The 16318-nt window shown below is 32.6% G+C and carries 17 protein-coding genes; 1 reads left to right on the top strand and 16 read right to left on the bottom strand.

The features are described from left to right. Positions 1 to 159: 159 nt before the first annotated feature. Positions 160 to 627: a YueI family protein gene (locus STRUR_RS04315; RefSeq protein ID WP_006738558.1), complete on the top strand. Its 468-nt coding sequence runs from the start codon at positions 160 to 162 to the stop codon at positions 625 to 627. Positions 628 to 632: 5 nt separating this feature from the next. Here the strand turns inward: STRUR_RS04315 and STRUR_RS04310 are convergent, their stop codons facing one another. The 16 genes from STRUR_RS04310 to STRUR_RS04235 form a co-directional block, all read right to left on the bottom strand. Continuing rightward, positions 633 to 1190: a DUF1697 domain-containing protein gene (locus STRUR_RS04310; RefSeq protein ID WP_037595574.1), complete on the bottom strand. Its 558-nt coding sequence runs from the start codon at positions 1188 to 1190 to the stop codon at positions 633 to 635. Then, complete coding sequence (serB, locus tag STRUR_RS04305) at positions 1183 to 1830, bottom strand: phosphoserine phosphatase SerB (RefSeq protein WP_006739996.1); 648 nt, start codon at positions 1828 to 1830, stop codon at positions 1183 to 1185. Before serB ends, STRUR_RS04310 begins: the two co-directional genes overlap by 8 nt. A 65-nt stretch (positions 1831 to 1895) precedes the next feature. Next, positions 1896 to 3620 (bottom strand): septation ring formation regulator EzrA, encoded by a 1725-nt coding sequence (gene ezrA / locus STRUR_RS04300; protein WP_006740448.1) that lies wholly within the window; start codon positions 3618 to 3620, stop codon positions 1896 to 1898. Positions 3621 to 3716: 96 nt separating this feature from the next. After that, positions 3717 to 5669 carry a DNA topoisomerase (ATP-hydrolyzing) subunit B gene (gene gyrB / locus STRUR_RS04295; protein ID WP_006739367.1) on the bottom strand — a complete coding sequence of 651 codons (1953 nt, stop codon included), beginning with the start codon at positions 5667 to 5669 and terminating at the stop codon, positions 3717 to 3719. Continuing rightward, entirely contained in the window at positions 5670 to 6230 is a 561-nt protein-coding gene (locus STRUR_RS04290; RefSeq protein WP_006739835.1) for an HAD-IA family hydrolase, read from the bottom strand. Positions 6231 to 6293: 63 nt separating this feature from the next. Beyond that, the gene (locus STRUR_RS04285; protein ID WP_006739681.1) at positions 6294 to 7502 is read right to left on the bottom strand and encodes an FtsW/RodA/SpoVE family cell cycle protein; all 1209 of its coding nucleotides are present in this window, start codon (positions 7500 to 7502) and stop codon (positions 6294 to 6296) included. 640 nt (positions 7503 to 8142) lie between these two features. Beyond that, entirely contained in the window at positions 8143 to 9459 is a 1317-nt protein-coding gene (locus STRUR_RS04280) for an ISLre2 family transposase (RefSeq protein WP_006740144.1), read from the bottom strand. A gap of 99 nt (positions 9460 to 9558) precedes the next feature. Beyond that, positions 9559 to 9867, bottom strand: coding sequence for a hypothetical protein (locus tag STRUR_RS04275; RefSeq protein ID WP_006740097.1), 309 nt, complete (start codon positions 9865 to 9867; stop codon positions 9559 to 9561). A gap of 29 nt (positions 9868 to 9896) precedes the next feature. Beyond that, positions 9897 to 10124 (bottom strand): hypothetical protein, encoded by a 228-nt coding sequence (locus tag STRUR_RS04270; protein ID WP_006738579.1) that lies wholly within the window; start codon positions 10122 to 10124, stop codon positions 9897 to 9899. A gap of 62 nt (positions 10125 to 10186) precedes the next feature. Beyond that, a complete protein-coding gene (locus STRUR_RS04265; protein ID WP_006739428.1) occupies positions 10187 to 10984 on the bottom strand; it encodes a ParA family protein in 798 nt (265 codons plus the stop codon). Between the two features lie 148 nt (positions 10985 to 11132). After that, complete coding sequence (locus STRUR_RS04260) at positions 11133 to 11711, bottom strand: hypothetical protein (RefSeq protein ID WP_006738802.1); 579 nt, start codon at positions 11709 to 11711, stop codon at positions 11133 to 11135. A gap of 11 nt (positions 11712 to 11722) precedes the next feature. Then, entirely contained in the window at positions 11723 to 13045 is a 1323-nt protein-coding gene (locus tag STRUR_RS04255; protein ID WP_006739568.1) for a glucosaminidase domain-containing protein, read from the bottom strand. Between the two features lie 14 nt (positions 13046 to 13059). Next, positions 13060 to 13326: a hypothetical protein gene (locus STRUR_RS04250; RefSeq protein WP_006738946.1), complete on the bottom strand. Its 267-nt coding sequence runs from the start codon at positions 13324 to 13326 to the stop codon at positions 13060 to 13062. A 12-nt stretch (positions 13327 to 13338) separates the two neighbouring features. After that, positions 13339 to 15288 (bottom strand): hypothetical protein, encoded by a 1950-nt coding sequence (locus tag STRUR_RS04245; RefSeq protein WP_006738762.1) that lies wholly within the window; start codon positions 15286 to 15288, stop codon positions 13339 to 13341. Positions 15289 to 15296: 8 nt separating this feature from the next. Continuing rightward, positions 15297 to 15944, bottom strand: coding sequence for a TraC-like domain-containing protein (locus tag STRUR_RS04240; RefSeq protein WP_006739239.1), 648 nt, complete (start codon positions 15942 to 15944; stop codon positions 15297 to 15299). 2 nt (positions 15945 to 15946) lie between these two features. Further along, a complete protein-coding gene (locus STRUR_RS04235; protein ID WP_006739713.1) occupies positions 15947 to 16249 on the bottom strand; it encodes a DUF5592 family protein in 303 nt (100 codons plus the stop codon). Positions 16250 to 16318 lie beyond the last annotated feature (69 nt).

Genomic DNA, 16318 nt, shown 5'->3' with positions numbered 1-16318 from the left:
CCCTAGAAATCCTAATTTAACGATTATTACACTAAATTTGAGATTTTGAAAAGATCATTATTTTCTGTAATTTTGAAAATAAACAGGAAAACTAAAGATTTATGTTTTTCTTGATATTTTAAGTTATAATGGTAAAAAGAAAGATTGAAAGGAGTTTTAATGACAAATTTAGATGATAAATTAATGAGAGCTGCTTCAGGCGAAAAACGTCTAGATCCTGACCAGCAAAGACAATATTTAGGAACTTTTGAAGAGAGAGTCTTATTATATTTGACAATCGATGATGCAGAACAAGCTCAACTGCTTAAACGATTTGATACTATTTTAGATGGTATCATGCAAAAAGAAAAGCCACTTTTTGTTAAAATAGCATCTAAACTATCAAATTCCCAACAAGTTCAATTGATGAAAATTGCTCAGTCTAAAGGTATTGCTGCAACAATAGTAACAGAATCATCTTCCCAATCACCTTATGGACTTGTCATTCACACCAATCATGCAATTTCAAAAGAGTCAATTTTTTCTTTAAACGACTTTTTTGAAAAAACAAAAGAAAAAGAGTCATCATCTTTAGAAGAAAAGAAATCTTTTTGGTCAGGTTTATTTCATAAAAACAAAAAAGACTAGGCAAACTAGTCTTTTTTTATTGTCAACATACTGATTAGTTTTTGATAGGTTTTCTCATTTCTGACCGTTACATTTTTGTATATTGGTAACGTTAATAATGTTTTATGATAAAAAGATTTTTGATAATCTTCTTCATTTAACACCGCCCAGAAAAGAGCATTCTTTCCAAAATGAATCTTTTCATTACCATTATTACTAATCTGTTCAATTAATCCTAACTTAATAGCTTTAGTGACATCCTGTAGATAAAAAAGAACATTTTTTCGATAATACTGATTTTGCCACCATACGGGTAAGCTTCTAAAATCACTTTCGAGTTCATTTTTTTCTAATAAAATAAATGGGATTGAAAATGGATAATGTTGATTAAAATAAGTTTTTAATTGTTCTTCTATTTTATTTTTTTCAACCACTGATGAAAAAATAATATTTCCGCTATTAATGTATGACCTCACTTTAGAATAATTTAATTTTTCTAAATCATCCTTTAAAGTAGCCATTCTTACAGGATGTTTTCCACCCACATTAACTCCTCTTAGGAGCAACAAATAGTCTTTAGTCATCGTCAATTTTCTTTTTTATTATAGGAATCAAGTCACTCAATTTACCAGAATTAATCTCAGTGTCCGCAACTTCTTTCAATGCTGGCTTTGCCATAAAGGCTATTCCAGTACCAGCTTCTTTTATCATTAAGATATCATTAGCCCCATCACCCATTGCAACTGTCTTTTCTTTATCAATCGACAAACTGTCTCTCCACTTTATTAACATAGTTTTTTTAAGATTTGGCGTGACAATTTCACCTTCAAGATTTCCAGTTAATTTTCCGTTTGCAATTTCAAGGTGATTTGCTTTTACAAAATCAATTTTCAAATTTCTTGCAATAATATTAACTATTTCATGAAAACCGCCTGATACAAGACCTACTTTATAATCATTTTCATGTAAGTAATCAATTAATTCTTTGGCACCATCATTTAAGTGGATATGAGATAAGATATGATCAAATGATGACGTAGACATTCCTTTCAATAATTTTACACGTTCTTTTAAAGATTGTTCAAAGTTTAAATGACCTTGCATCGCCAATTCTGTAATATTTGCAATTTCTTGACCTACCCCATAGGTCTCACCCAGGAGATCGATAACTTCTTCTTTTATTAATGTTGAATCAACATCCATGACTAATAACCCTTTAACCATTAAATCACCTTCTTTTTAAGTTTCAAAAAAAAGTTAGTCTTCAATTGAAAACTAACCATTTTAATTTAAAATCTCATTTGTTCTCTTGTTTTCTCATATGATGAAACAAATCGATCTGTTACACCAGGTTCAACTGTTTCTAAAGCATAAGAAATCTCTTCAAATGAAGCTCTGTAATCATAATCGACTTCAAATAATTTCAAAGCTTGTTCGAAGCTATGTTGAACACCAGCTTCGAAACTACGGTAGCGATTTGAATATTGTAACAATTGTTCCGTTAATGTAGCATTTTGAACAACTTGATAAGTCGTTTCTTCTAAATTATCTATCGCTGATGAAGCAACTTCTGTCAATCTTGAAACAGACTCAATATTAATACGTCCTTTACTTAATTCATCCATTAAAGCTTCTAATTGAGAACTTGTTGTGAAGAAAATTGTAAGAAAATCTTGAGGTATACCTGGTAAATTACGTTTTTCCATAAAGCGTTTAATCATATGAAGTTGATTAACATATTGATCTAATTTTTGTCTAGCAACTGTTTCAATATGTTCGATATCTTTTACTTCATTGAAAACACACATTTGACCTTCTTCAATTGTTGATAAGGAGTCAATACTTTTATCTAATGTTACCATTATATCTGAATAAGGTTTTGGTTTTTCTTTATATTCTTTTGCTAGCGGTAATGAAGTTTCTTCAATTTCAACTAATTGTTTATTAAATAATTTGACATTTAGTCCTTCATTTTCATTTAGGATATATTTATGTGATAAACGCTTAATTTCGCTTTCAAGCTGTTTATTATTTTGTTTCGCATGTTCAAGATATTTTGGTAAAATTTTACTATTCTTAACAACTACTTTATAAGCTGCAATTTCTCTTTCAAAAATATCATATAAAAGATCAATTTTTTCTTGAATATGACTATTTTCTTCACGAGCTCGATCCAAATCAAGTGTGACTAACTCAGAAGAATTTGCTCGGATAGATTCACGAATCTCTTGGAATCTCGTTTCGATATTTTTTTCAGGGAAATAGTAGTTTTCTTCTAGAAGGCGACGATAACCATTTTCTAGGTCATCAAGTTGATCTGGAAAGTCATCTTCTAATTTTGCCACAATAGCTGGTATTTGTTCACTAATTTGACCTAAAGCAATAGTATGTTCTTCAGCTTTGTCTAATACTTTAGAAGCTTCAACAGGGTCACCAGAAGAGTTAAGAGCAACAAATTGAGAAAATTCAGCTTCAATATTTTTCATTTGCTTATCGATCTCAGGCATCGTTGACCCAAAATTATCTTCATTTTCTTCAATGGAAGCTTGTAGTGTCTCGTATAAGTCTAGCGCATGTGTAACTCTCGCACTATTTTTTTCTTCCTGTTCTTTTAAGATAGCAAGTGCATCTCTAATAGAAGTGATATCTTCTTCAACTAAGTTTAATTGGCTTTCAACATTTTTTATTTCATGTTTTGCACGAATAAAATTAAAAGTGTCATTTAAACTTTCGGCTTCATAAATATGATGTTCAATATCAGAAAATGAATTTAAGGATAAATCAACCCATTTTTGATTCCATTCACGAAAAGCGACTTGACTTTGTCCAATTAAATGAAGTGCCTTTACTTCTTCAATCTCATCATTTACAGGCAGTTCAAATAATTTTTGCTTTCTTTCTTCTAGACTTGCAATCAACGAATCATTTCGTTTTCTTATAATAACACCGATCAAATAGGCAATAATCACTAATAAGACTATCGCTACAATCAGCAATATAACTCCGCTAGACATCTTAATCTCCTTAACACATGATTCTTTTAACGTAAAAATACACTATAACATTAAGATTATAGCATATTATAAAATGCTTTTCAAAATAATATCAGATTAAATATCAAGCGTACTGTAAACAGCATTTTCTTCAATAAATTCACGTCGTGGCTCTACACGATCACCCATCAACATGTCAAAAATTTTGTCAGCTTCAGCAGCGTCATCAACACTTACACGTGCCATTAGACGATTTTCAGGATCCATTGTTGTTTCCCATAACTGGTGATCATCCATCTCACCCAAACCTTTATAGCGTTGAACTGATGGTTTTGAACGACCTGAACTATATTTTTCAAGAGCTAATTTTAGTTCTTCTTCTTGATTATTTCCTGGTTGAATATAAGCTTTTACTTCACTTCCAACTTTAACACCATAGATTGGTGGTTGTGCAATATAAACATAACCAGCTTCAAGTACTGGACGCATAAAACGATAAATAAGTGTTAGAAGTAATGTTCTGATATGGGCTCCATCAACATCTGCATCTGTCATAATAACAAGTTTTTGATATCTTGATTTTGTCACATCAAAATCAGCACCAAAACCAGTTCCCATTGCTGTAAAAAGTGATCTGATTTCTTCATTAGCTAAAATCTTATCCATTGTTGCTTTTTCAACATTAAGGATTTTCCCACGAATTGGTAATATAGCTTGAAACTCACGATTACGACCAGATTTAGCTGAACCACCTGCTGAGTCACCTTCGACAATAAACAATTCGTTCATCTCAGCGTTATTTGATGAACAATCTGCTAATTTACCAGGAAGATTTGAAATTTCTAAACCAGACTTTTTACGTGTTACTTCACGGGCTCGTTTTGCAGCAATTCTCGCTTTTGATGCCAAAATTCCTTTTTCGACGATTTTACGAGCTACCTGAGGATTTTCAAGTAAGAAACGATTAAAAGCATCACTAAAAAGTCTATTTGTGATTTTAACCACTTCAGAATTTCCAAGTTTTGTTTTCGTTTGACCTTCGAACTGTGGATTTGGATGTTTAACAGAAATAACTGCAGTTAGTCCTTCTCTCACATCCTCACCAGATAAATTATCATCATTTTCTTTAAGAATTTTATTTTTCTTAGCATAATCATTAATGACACGTGTTAATGCAGTTCTAAAGCCTTGTTCATGTGTACCACCTTCATGAGTATGAATATTATTAGCAAAACTCATAACATTTTCATGGTAACCTGATGTGTATTGCATAGCAACTTCAACAGTTATGCCCTCTAGTTCACCATCTGTGTAAATTGGATTCTCAAAGATAACATCTTTATTTTCATTGATATACTCAACATAACTAGCTATCCCACCTTCATAATGGAAGTGTCTTTCTTGTTCTTTACCTTCACGTTTGTCAGTAATTGAGATGCGAAGTCCTCGATTTAAGAAAGCTAGTTCTTGAATACGTTTAGCTAATTTTTCAAAATCATATTCTGTAGTTTCCGTAAAGATTGTATCATCTGGTGTAAAATGAACAGTGGTTCCCGTTAAATCTGTTTCACCAATGATTTGTAAATCAGCCACAACAACACCTCGGTGATACTCTTGATAATGAATTGAACCATTTTTATAGACTTTAACATCCAGTTGTGTTGATAAAGCGTTTACTACAGAAGAACCGACACCATGAAGCCCACCTGAAACTTTATAACCGCCACCTCCAAATTTACCACCAGCATGGAGTACTGTAAAAACAGTTTCTACAGCAGGTCGACCTGTTTTTTCTTGAATATCGACTGGGATTCCTCGTCCATCATCAACTACGGTAATTGAGTTATCTTGTTCAATAAACACTTCAATATGACTAGCAAACCCTGCCAAAGCTTCATCAATAGAGTTATCAACAATTTCCCAAACTAAGTGATGTAGCCCTTCTTTAGAGGTAGACCCAATATACATCCCTGGTCTCATTCGAACAGCTTCTAGTCCTTCTAAAACTTGAATCTGGCTAGCATCATATTCTTTTGCTAATTCTTCTAAATTTCTATTTTCTTCTGTCATTTATTTTACAATCTCCAACAAAGACGTTTTTCCGTCTACTAATAAGGTATCAAAACCTGCGCTCTTTCCTGCCAAACTATCAATTTCTCTATCGCCAATAACTAAGGCATTATCAATATGATATTTGTCTTTTAAATAGATGAAACTCTCTGGACTTGGTTTTCGTTTAAAACCTGATTCTGATGTGACAACTTCAACAAAATAAGACTCAATATCGGTTGCCTTTAATAGGCTCAAAACTTGTCTATCTCTATGAGAGACTAAAAAATTTCTCGAATCTTCTCTCACAATCTTAGCTAAAATTTCTTTAGCACCAAGAACTAACTGTGGCAACTCTAAATGCTGAGCTTCTCTGTCTTTATAAGCTTTTAAAAAATGTGGAATATCACTTGCAAAAGTTTCAATTGCAATTGCAGTGGATTCTTTTAATTTTGAATAGACTTGGTCATGATTTGCAACTTTACCATACTGGTCTAATGTTTCAATAAAAGCTTGAGTTGAAACTTCATAATTATCAAGTAAAGTTCCACCTAAGTCCCATATATAATCACGGTATCTCATGCTAACATTATATCATAATTTAGCAATATTATATAGTTAGAAATCACTAAAAAAGAAGAGTTTTCAGTGGCTCTTCTTTTTACTTTTACGTCTTTTGTAAACAAGTGTTTGCGGATTATCTTGATAATAATTTTGATGATACATTGACAGTACTAAACCAACACCAATTAAATTTGAAACAAGTGAACTTCCTCCTTGAGAGATAAAAGGTAAAGGAATACCTGTCAAAGGTAAAATACCTAATGATGCACCGATATTTTCGAAAATATGAAATAGAATCATCATGATAAAGCCAGTAGAAATATAAGTATAAAATTTATTATTAGAAGCAAATGTGACACGAATCATTCGGTAAATAATGAGAAGATATAATGCCAAAATAAAAGCAGATCCTAAGAAGCCAAAATTTTCAGCTATAACTGTAAAAATCATGTCACTTTCTCTGACAGGAACGGCTAAATTGGCAACATCAAAACCAGATCCATGAATACCACCACTTCCAATGGCAATCATACCTTGAGTTTGTTGATAGGCAATTGATTCTGCAAAATCAAAAGGATTCAGCCAAGCAGAAATCCGATTAATTTGGTATGTGTCCATTCCAATATTAAATAAGAATTCTTTTCCTTGCTCAAAACTAAACAAAACAATAAATGAAATAATAAACACAACAACAAGTAAGACTGTTGGTAGGATAATCCACCAGGAAATACCAGCCAAAATCAACATTCCTGCATATATAGCCATAAAGACTAATGCAGTCCCGAAATCTTTTTGTAAGGCTAATAATGCTAACACAGGTATCGTTACGAGAGTATATAAGCCAATAACTTTCCAATCATTTTTGAAACTTGGCTGTTTTTCTTTTTGCTTAAACCAAATTGATAATCTTGCTAACATTAAAATATAAGCAATTTTCATAAATTCTGATGGTTGAAATAAGGTAACACCCTGGATGTTTATCCAGTTTTTTGCACCCGTTGCCTGATAGAGGGTTGGACTATAGTAAAAAATCGGCAATACCATAAGAATCAATCCAAAAGCATATAAAAACGGAGTTACCTTCCAAAGAAATTCCGTACTAAAAAGCATTACCACTGCTGCAATCAAACACCCAATAACTAGCCACAATGCTTGCTGAGACATAATTGAAACCACTTCTTTAGGATAATCATGTGATGAAGCAATATATATAGAAAGTAAACCAGTCGCTAGTAAAATTAAAACAGGTGTAATCAACCAGAAGTCAATACCCTTACTTTTGTCACTCATTTTTTGAAAAAAACTCCTCGAAATTGATAGGTACTATTATAACACTTTTAATCATAATTTTTGAAAAATAAGGTTATTAAGTATTGAAAGATCTTTAATAAATATTGTCTGTAAACTCTGGTATATTTGACTTTTTATAGTATCAACCAATTTGATAAAAAAAACTATATTCATCCCAATATGGAACTTGAAAACAAAAACAATACAAAAAAGCCCTGCTTAACAAGGCTTTCGGTGTACAATCGATGTCCACCTGCCGAAATATTCTATAATTGTACAATATAGTTCAGAATAGTTCAACTCTTAATTTTAAACGGTATGTGGAAGAATTTTTTAGAATCGTCAATTATCTATTAAGGAGAACCTACCGAGTTTCTTTTTAAAAAAGACTGAACAAATTTTCCTTTGCTCAGTCTTGACAGATTCGGTGTTATCCTGTATCATATGATAAAGACTGAGTAAGGGGCGTTGAAATAGGTCTTACTCGGTAAAGCGTAGTGGTTACCGCCACTGCGCTTCTTTTATTCGATTAAATTTCCTTAATTATAGCACACTAGTATAGGAATAACAAGCTTTTTTAAGAAAAATGTAAGACAAATAAGCCCTTTTAATGGCGCTTTTTTATTTTACTTAAAAGATGTTACTTTTTATATCGATATGTCGCATTTAAAGCTAACTTAGGCAATTGATAATTTCTTTCATCTGAAGAATAATTAAAAATATCCGCAGCTGAAAAATTAGTAATTTCTTTATACGGCTCATATTCTTTTCTCCAAGGACCAAAAAAAAGATCATGAAGTTTTCCTTCGTAAGACAACACAATCATTTGACTCATTGTACTAGCTCCCCTCTTGCTCCAGTACATCCCCCGTTTTTTCATTCTATAGGTTACTTTTCGATGCTGACTTTCCATAATGCCAATTCCTTGTGGCTTTAATCCTCTAAACTTAGCAGGCTTAAGATATTGAAAGTTATTTAGGAGTTTTCTTTTGAATATCGAAAATTTTTCTTCCTCGACTTCACTTGTAAGAATGCTTTCTGTAGTATCTAGGACCATCTCTAACTCACTCTTAGAGTGTTTTTTTAAGGCCTTAAAAACTTTTTCAAGAAGGGTGATAGGCATTTCTTTATAGTATTCTTTGACTAATTTATTAACATGGTATTCGTCCCAGAAGTGCTCATGATACTTCACATTCAAGTCTTTCGCAAGCTCTTTAAAAATGTACGGAGTATAACCATGACCACCGTCTGAATTTGTCACTAAAATTGTCTTTGTAGTTATTTGATAAGTATTGTAGATATAATCAATTAACTGTTCCCTTGCTGAGGAATTCTTCATAGAAATAAACTCTTTTTTATTATCTAATTTGTATCTATTTTTATATTCTTCATAACTACCAGTGTGTAAAACGAAATGAGACAAATCAAAATTTTTATTATCACTACCATTTTCTCGAGCCTTGACCATTACACCGTCTCCCTCAATATACAGGATATCAATTGACTCTTTAGGTTTGTACTCATTAAAGTAGCGATAATTATTTTTTTCATTGATCAACTCTCCACACATTTTAACTGCTTTAACTACTGAAGGCTTTGTTATTGATACTTGGTAAACTAAATCAATTGCTTTGACAACCATATCATAGGACATTAGCGTAGATAGGCAAGCTACTTGGTACATAAATTCAAGTGAGTAACGTGTATTTTTCTCGAGACCTAACATAGTATCAACAGGAACTACCCACTTACTTCCTTTTTTCCAGCGCTTACGTCTGAATGTAAATTCTCCAAATGTGAAAATGACAGTTCGTTCCATGGAATGAATGCATCTATAGCCTTTGTTTTTCATTGTTGCTTCCATCTTATTATCATACTCATTAATGAAATTTTGAAACCAGGTATTGTTATTAGACTTAAATTGTTCCCGAATAGATGACTCTTGAATGACTTCCATGTTATTCCTCTAATTTCATTTTTTAATCGATAATAGTTATTCTATAAAGAAATGAAATAGATTTCAATGCAGAAAAAAGAACTAAATATTAGCTCTTTTTCAACGATTTTTTTTATATCTAGATATCTCTGTTTGAAGGAATCCATAAGCAAGTACTGTAATTGGCAACAATAGCACACCATTAATGAGTAGCTCGGGAATAAATGAAAATCCTCTACTGAAATAAACTCCTGTACTAAATACTCCAATAATAATTAAAGCTTTTGGATAGAAGACTAAACTTAATACCCCTAACACTAACATAAATGATAAAGCAATTCCAAATTTGTCATAAAACAATTGGTAGCTCATTAAAGCTAAGAAAATACCGACTAAACGCCATAACGTTTTGAAATTAATAATAACCATTTCGAACCTTCTTCCTTTATGACTAAAACTTATAGATTTTCAATTAAATCATCTAAGAATGCAGAGTCTGAACGTTTACCTGATTCAGTCGCCAATTGTCGTAGCTTTTCCCTATTTGATGGTTTCAACATAAATTGATAATTTTTCTTTCTCTCAAATAATGCCTCTTCATCATTTTGAATTTTTGTTTTATTTTCTTTATTGAGAGTTTCTCTCAATGTTTTGGTCATTTCACTTTGATCTTTTATAAAAGCCATACTAAATTCCTTTCATAGATATATACATGTTTATGTTTATGAATATATTATATCACAAATCCTTAAACTAATCTATCTATTGTTGAAGTCATCTGAGAAAAGACTTTATTGATTTTATCAAAGAAACTCTTATGCTCTGAGTATTTCTTCAGAGTCATCATATCCGAAATTGGTAAATATTCAAGTGTCGACGTATTAAATAGTTCCTTGTAGGGAATAATCAAATCAATATTTTCATCTTCTTCTAAAATTTTGATTAGTTCACGAGATGATTTAGTATTATGCTTAACCATATTTGCAATAAAGACTAACTTTGCTGTCACATAACTCTGTCGAGTTGAAAAATTAATGGCCTTTACCTTTAAGTCATTCATCTGTGTTTCAATATTGTATTTTGCTTCATATCCGTACTTACTAGGTGTTAGTGGGCTCCATACTATGTGACTTACAATAGTCGCATTCTTTGTCGCAACTGAAAAATCTGGTCTACAATCAAAAATAATATAGTCGTAGGCTTCGAGATCACGAGAGTAATAGTTATCATCTAACCACATATACATATACATGTTTTTGTTTTCATCTTGACTAAGATCTTTTTCAATACGATCTAATTTCATATAACCAGGTATTAGATCAATATTTTCTTTAATTGAAATAATATCCACCTTACCTCCTACAAAGATATTAGCTACTGTATTTTCTGATTGATAAATTCTATACGTTTGAGTCAGGTTACATTGAAAGTCAAAATCAATGAATAATACTTTCTTTCCTTGACTAGCTAACCACTCACCGTAATTATAGGCTAAAGTTGTTTTACCAACACCACCTTTGATTGCTTCAAAACTCATAATCTTCATAGCAGATCCTCTTTCTATTTTATATACATGTATATGTTTATATCTATATACATGATAACACAATTAAATATGTTTGTAAACATGTATATGTATATATTCATAAAATAAATAGCCAGTTCAATAACTAGCTATTCTCCATCTCCTTTTATTATCCAAATGTACCACCAATAGGTCCACCGACATAATCGGCAATCTGTAACTGCTGAACAGTCAAATTATAATTTGCAACAAAGTAAACATTATCAGCACCTTGTTTTGTTAGTGGTATTAGAACCTGTACCACATCATCACTATCTGATTCTAAAATCTCAATTCGATCTGCCTGGTAAGTATAGTGGTTAATAAGCATTGCAATTGCAACTGTTTGAATCATTGGATTATCAGTCATCGATAAATGATTATCATAAGTCCCTGTAGTGTCAGTTACCTTTTTAGACTTCTGAATGGTACTTAGTGCACTCTCAACAATCGGCAAGGCTGAAGCTCTTATATCTTCTTTTACAGGGCTATAAGGATGCTCTAGTTTAAGTTTTGCCTTACGATAATTCTTTTCATTTGTTGTTTCCTCTTTCATATCTTCTCCTTTTTTTCTGACCACTAAGTGTTTTGGCTTTTTACTTTGTGGATTATAATTATCTATTTGCTTGTAAACAGCATAGAATGATGCTACTAACAAGAAAAGAGTTAATAATGTTAAAATTTTATTTTGTTTAATCCAATTTAACATGCTTTACCTTTCTAATTACCGAGTTTAGGATTTTTATTATCAGGATAGGCAAACTTCATATTATCCGCTTTTTGCTGTGATACAGAAAATATTCTATAATTCCAAGTATCTCTTTTACCATAATAAGTAATTCCTGATAATGGAGTGTTTTGTTCAATAACAAGAACTGAACCATCTTGGAAAACATGACATACGATTCCTGTATGACCTGGTGCTGAGATACCCGTAGAAAAAATTGCTCCTGCCTTAGCTTTGTGTTTAACATCATTCCCAAACTTTCTGGCCCAGGCATAAGCTTGTTGCCAACCATCCGCTACAGTAATGCCACTTCCTCCCCAAATTTTATTACCTAGACTCTCAGTTAAATCAACACATTGTCCTGAGTGTTCAACCCAGCCTGCTCCGCCACCATAATTAAGTCCAAGTTTTGTTGGATCAATAGCATATTTTTTTAAACTAGCTGGTAGTTCATCAGGTTTATAACCCCATGCTTTAGCATCTGAAGGTACTAAGCCCGTTCCGTCGCTAGCAGACTCTGTACTACTCTCTTCATTACATTCTTGATCAACTTCATTAACAGTAGAAATAGAATCTTCACTTGACGTTTGACTTGATGGTTTATCTAACTTATTTATATCTACTGGTTTCTCACCATATTCCGCAATGGCCTTTTCATCTAACCATTTATATTTCTTTCCTAAAGAATTATAGATCTCAATGAGTTTGACTTTATAACTTGGATCAGTTGCCCATCCACCATCTGCAATCGCACTTAGAGTGCTGACACCATCAATATTATTAATTGCTTTATTGTAGAGAGATTGACGGCTCATAAATTCAGCTTTACCGACTATTCCTGCATCAAAATCTCTAAACCAAGTATATCCCCCTCCAGTATTGTCTCCAACACTAGTTCCAGGTCCACTACTTTTAACAGCATCAGATCCAAAAAGTTCAATAGTCTTAGTATATGAACTTACTCCAGACCATTTAACACCACCCATATTATGAGCTTGTGCAAATGAAGGAACACTTGATGAAAATGAGACTTCAATCATCGTTTGAGCAATTGATGCTGAAGGTAAAAATCCTCCTACCTTCCAGGACTTAATATAAGCATCTTGATGTTCTTTTACAAACGAATCTATCGAAGTATTAGCTGAAGAGACAGAACCGTTTGAAGGGGCTGTAACAGCTGTTTCAGGCGTACAATCACTTTTAGGCTTATTGGATATTGCCCCTGTTAATGCAGCTCCTAACATCACTATGACAACAAAAATTGAGAAAATGCCAGAGAGTCCAAGAAAAAGTTTAAACTGACTAACTTTTTTCACTTGCTACCTCTCTTCTACCAAAGGCCGAGGATGGTTCTTAAAATAGCATAAAATATTAAGGAGATAATCACACAAACACCTAGTTTTTTTAAGCTCTGAAGAAACTCAATGTCACGTTGTCGCTGAGCCTCTAACCTTTTAGGATCAGAATCTCCTTCAGAAGCAAAGTACTCACGTTCTTGTTTAGCACGTATTTTTCGGATTAGAATATATTCCTTAACCGCTTGTTTTTTTCTCTCGAAGTAGCCTAACTTGTTATCATTTAAATTTTGATTTTTCATGTTTTTTCTCCACTATTCTATTCCACCATAACGTACATTTTCACTCTGAAGTAGCTGTTGATTAAAAACAATATTACCGACACCTGCGATATTCATAAAAAGTTGACCACGAGATAATCTAGGTAATGTCTCCAATTCTGATTGATTCATTGATCCTGCTAAAGCATTTGCTAGTAAAGGAATACTCGTTTCGTCGGTTTGAGCAAAAACACGATACTGCATCAATCCGAATATTCGCTTCACAGCTAAAATATAGGGGTCTTTATGGGAACCTGCTCCTTCTTCAAACAATAATCCTTGTAAAGAATTAACAGATAGTACAACACCTGCATAGTTATCCCCCATTGAGTCGATGATATCAGCAAGTAATGTAACACTACTTTCAAACTTTGGATTGATAAGTGTTTGAGCATCACTGATATTAACGATATAATGCAACATATCCATTTCAGAAAGAGATGGATTTTCTCGTCGAAGTTGTTGACATTTTTTACTGTTATTTAAAATATCAGCTGAAACAAGTGATAAAACAGATAATATCTGAGCGTTAAGGAGATTTGGGGAAGATTTTAGACCCGCAAAATTAAAAGTAACGACCTGTTCTGAAGAGATGTCTTTGAATTCAGTCGTCCCTTCAAACATATCTCCATTAGAGGTAATTAGTTCATCAAAAGTATTATAAATACGGTTAATAGCTTTTAGCTCAATTTTATTTGGAGTTTTCTGTCTCTCCAGGCGTCCTTTCCAATCTGCTAAATAAAGAACCAAATCTGAAATAATTGGATATTCTTCCCTGTTTAATTTTGTTGCTCTTAACTCATGTTTATGTAGAGTAGGATTTCTAAACCATAAATCATTCTCAATATAAAATTCATTGAGAACTCGACCAAAGGTTGTTAAGTCATCGCTAGTGATATCTTCATTCAAAAGTTTTAGGAAGTTTTTTAACTTTTGAATATGAAGTTTATAAGATTTCTCTTCATCAACATCTATTCCGTTTTGTTCTGTTACTGTAGGAAAAATCTGTAAGATATTAATCCTATTATTACCACCTGAAAGGTCTAACACTTGGCCAAATTGTTGATTGGTCTGATTTGTAAAACTTCCGTTTGCATCAAAATTACGTATAAAATTTCCTTTAGCATAAAGGGCATCTGTATGCTTTAAGAGAAATGTTCTTTGCCCCATTTTCGGATTTCCGGACAAAAGCATAAAAGAACGTGTACGTCGATCATCTCTTTCAAGAAAATTGAAATTAACAGCACCTCCAGTGGGCGTCCACCCCATGTAGGAGCCTCTTTCATCTTCCAATTTAGTATGATTAAAGAAATATCCTCCTGCTAGATCATGAGCTCTTATAGGCATCCCACGTCGATGATTTAACTGATCAACTTGATACTCTGCGGGGATAAAGGTAGAGTGATACTCAAAATCTAATTCACCTGAAAGAATTGTTGATTTATAGCTTGATGTTTTATCCTTTATTTCATCAACTTTTTTGAATAATTGCTCTTTGGTTGATGCAGAGACAAAGACTCGAATATAGAAGCCAAGCATCGTAATATTCTTTTTGGTAATATCTCTATTTAATTCTTGGAGATCTTGAATCTCATCAAGTTCTTTTTGGTTAGCAGTAATTTTACTATTACCTGTTATACGTGTAGACTTCTCCTCAATGGAGTCAGCAATAACACTTTTTAAAACCGAATTGTTTTCCCGATAACTGGCTAAGAAAGCCCTAGTTCCTGGTATTTGTAGTAAGTCGGATAACCAAAAACGATCTAAATCTTTGGAAGGGTATTCATAATAGTGAAGCACTGTATGGTACCCATCACCGCTTGTCCAATAACGATCATGCTTTTCAAAATCAACATTCCCTTGTGGTTGTATTTTACTAATAAATTCTAAGTCGTAACCGTCAGCTCTTAATTGACGTTGCTTTTTCTTTGATAAATCTGGCATATTATCTCCTAAATTTTTTCATTCATGTTGTTATATTGCTTAAGAATTTGTTCTTTTTTACGCCTTGAAATCTTTTGTGGGACAAAATCATTATTACCATAGCTTTGAGCCCTTCTCACAAGGTCATCCAACTCCGTTGTCGTTGGCGCAAAGAGCCAAAGAATAAACTCAGCATTATAGATCTCTTTTTGGATATTTTCTTCCGTTTGAATACTATCCAATAAACGTGCTTCTCTATCATCTAATTGATTATAATAACGACTTCCAATCTCAGCTAAAGATTTCTTTTCTCGTACGATTGACAGCCAACGTTTCATGTCAGCAATCTGACTATCAGTGTTGGTTGGTAATGTGGTTGTCTCAATTTGGATATTACTATTAAAATCTGTGAGCCATTTTTCAAAATTATAAATGGTTCGTAAGATTTCATTATGGCTTAGTGAACCCAAGTCTTTTCCTGGTATTTCTAACAACTGAAGATAACCATAATCTACAAGTGAGATATGTTCATCCTTCGTATTTAGAATAGATTTTACATCAAGTAATTCAACACTTGACGTCAGATCAAAAAAGTCTTGATTATATAACTTCTTCTTTTCTTTTGAAATACGAAGTGTGCTACTGGGGATTACTGTTTCTTTTCGTTTAAATGCCATTATTAGTTTCCTCCATATTTAGGATTAATACTGATATATCGTCTTCTTTTTCTGCGAAAATAAAGATACATACATTGCCAGTTCCTCTTGCCACCATTGTTAGGCAAGACCAAAAACAAAGTGATTATGGGAGTCAATATAATAAAAGCGAACATCTGAAGCCACATATCCGTCGGAAATATTTTTGGCGCTATAGTTATTCCAATTAGAGCTGAACCACCAATTAATACGATATCTGAAATAAACAAACCAATGATCTTTACCTTAGCGTAGATATCTCTTGGAACACCATACTTTTCATTCATATGTTTTTTCTCCTTTATGTTAGTAAATCTATTCTATGATATAGATTGTAGGACCGCATTAAAGGGTAA

Source organism: Streptococcus urinalis 2285-97 (genome assembly GCF_000188055.2).
GTDB lineage: Bacteria > Bacillota > Bacilli > Lactobacillales > Streptococcaceae > Streptococcus > Streptococcus urinalis.
This window is presented reverse-complemented; position numbering and strand designations above follow the sequence as displayed.

What these genes read in the sequence shown, in the direction of transcription:
- ezrA (WP_006740448.1), bottom strand. Translation starts at nt 3,620, where the DNA reads ATGTCTAGCGGAGTTATATTGCTGATTGTAGCGATAGTCTTATTAGTG.
- STRUR_RS04290 (WP_006739835.1), bottom strand. Translation starts at nt 6,230, where the DNA reads ATGAGATACCGTGATTATATATGGGACTTAGGTGGAACTTTACTTGAT.
- STRUR_RS04275 (WP_006740097.1), bottom strand. Translation starts at nt 9,867, where the DNA reads ATGGTTATTATTAATTTCAAAACGTTATGGCGTTTAGTCGGTATTTTC.
- STRUR_RS04310 (WP_037595574.1), bottom strand. Translation starts at nt 1,190, where the DNA reads ATGACTAAAGACTATTTGTTGCTCCTAAGAGGAGTTAATGTGGGTGGA.
- STRUR_RS04245 (WP_006738762.1), bottom strand. Translation starts at nt 15,288, where the DNA reads ATGCCAGATTTATCAAAGAAAAAGCAACGTCAATTAAGAGCTGACGGT.
- serB (WP_006739996.1), bottom strand. Translation starts at nt 1,830, where the DNA reads ATGGTTAAAGGGTTATTAGTCATGGATGTTGATTCAACATTAATAAAA.
- STRUR_RS04260 (WP_006738802.1), bottom strand. Translation starts at nt 11,711, where the DNA reads ATGTTAAATTGGATTAAACAAAATAAAATTTTAACATTATTAACTCTT.
- STRUR_RS04240 (WP_006739239.1), bottom strand. Translation starts at nt 15,944, where the DNA reads ATGGCATTTAAACGAAAAGAAACAGTAATCCCCAGTAGCACACTTCGT.
- STRUR_RS04250 (WP_006738946.1), bottom strand. Translation starts at nt 13,326, where the DNA reads ATGAAAAATCAAAATTTAAATGATAACAAGTTAGGCTACTTCGAGAGA.
- STRUR_RS04235 (WP_006739713.1), bottom strand. Translation starts at nt 16,249, where the DNA reads ATGAATGAAAAGTATGGTGTTCCAAGAGATATCTACGCTAAGGTAAAG.
- STRUR_RS04285 (WP_006739681.1), bottom strand. Translation starts at nt 7,502, where the DNA reads ATGAGTGACAAAAGTAAGGGTATTGACTTCTGGTTGATTACACCTGTT.
- STRUR_RS04315 (WP_006738558.1), top strand. Translation starts at nt 160, where the DNA reads ATGACAAATTTAGATGATAAATTAATGAGAGCTGCTTCAGGCGAAAAA.
- STRUR_RS04280 (WP_006740144.1), bottom strand. Translation starts at nt 9,459, where the DNA reads ATGGAAGTCATTCAAGAGTCATCTATTCGGGAACAATTTAAGTCTAAT.
- STRUR_RS04270 (WP_006738579.1), bottom strand. Translation starts at nt 10,124, where the DNA reads ATGGCTTTTATAAAAGATCAAAGTGAAATGACCAAAACATTGAGAGAA.
- STRUR_RS04265 (WP_006739428.1), bottom strand. Translation starts at nt 10,984, where the DNA reads ATGAAGATTATGAGTTTTGAAGCAATCAAAGGTGGTGTTGGTAAAACA.
- gyrB (WP_006739367.1), bottom strand. Translation starts at nt 5,669, where the DNA reads ATGACAGAAGAAAATAGAAATTTAGAAGAATTAGCAAAAGAATATGAT.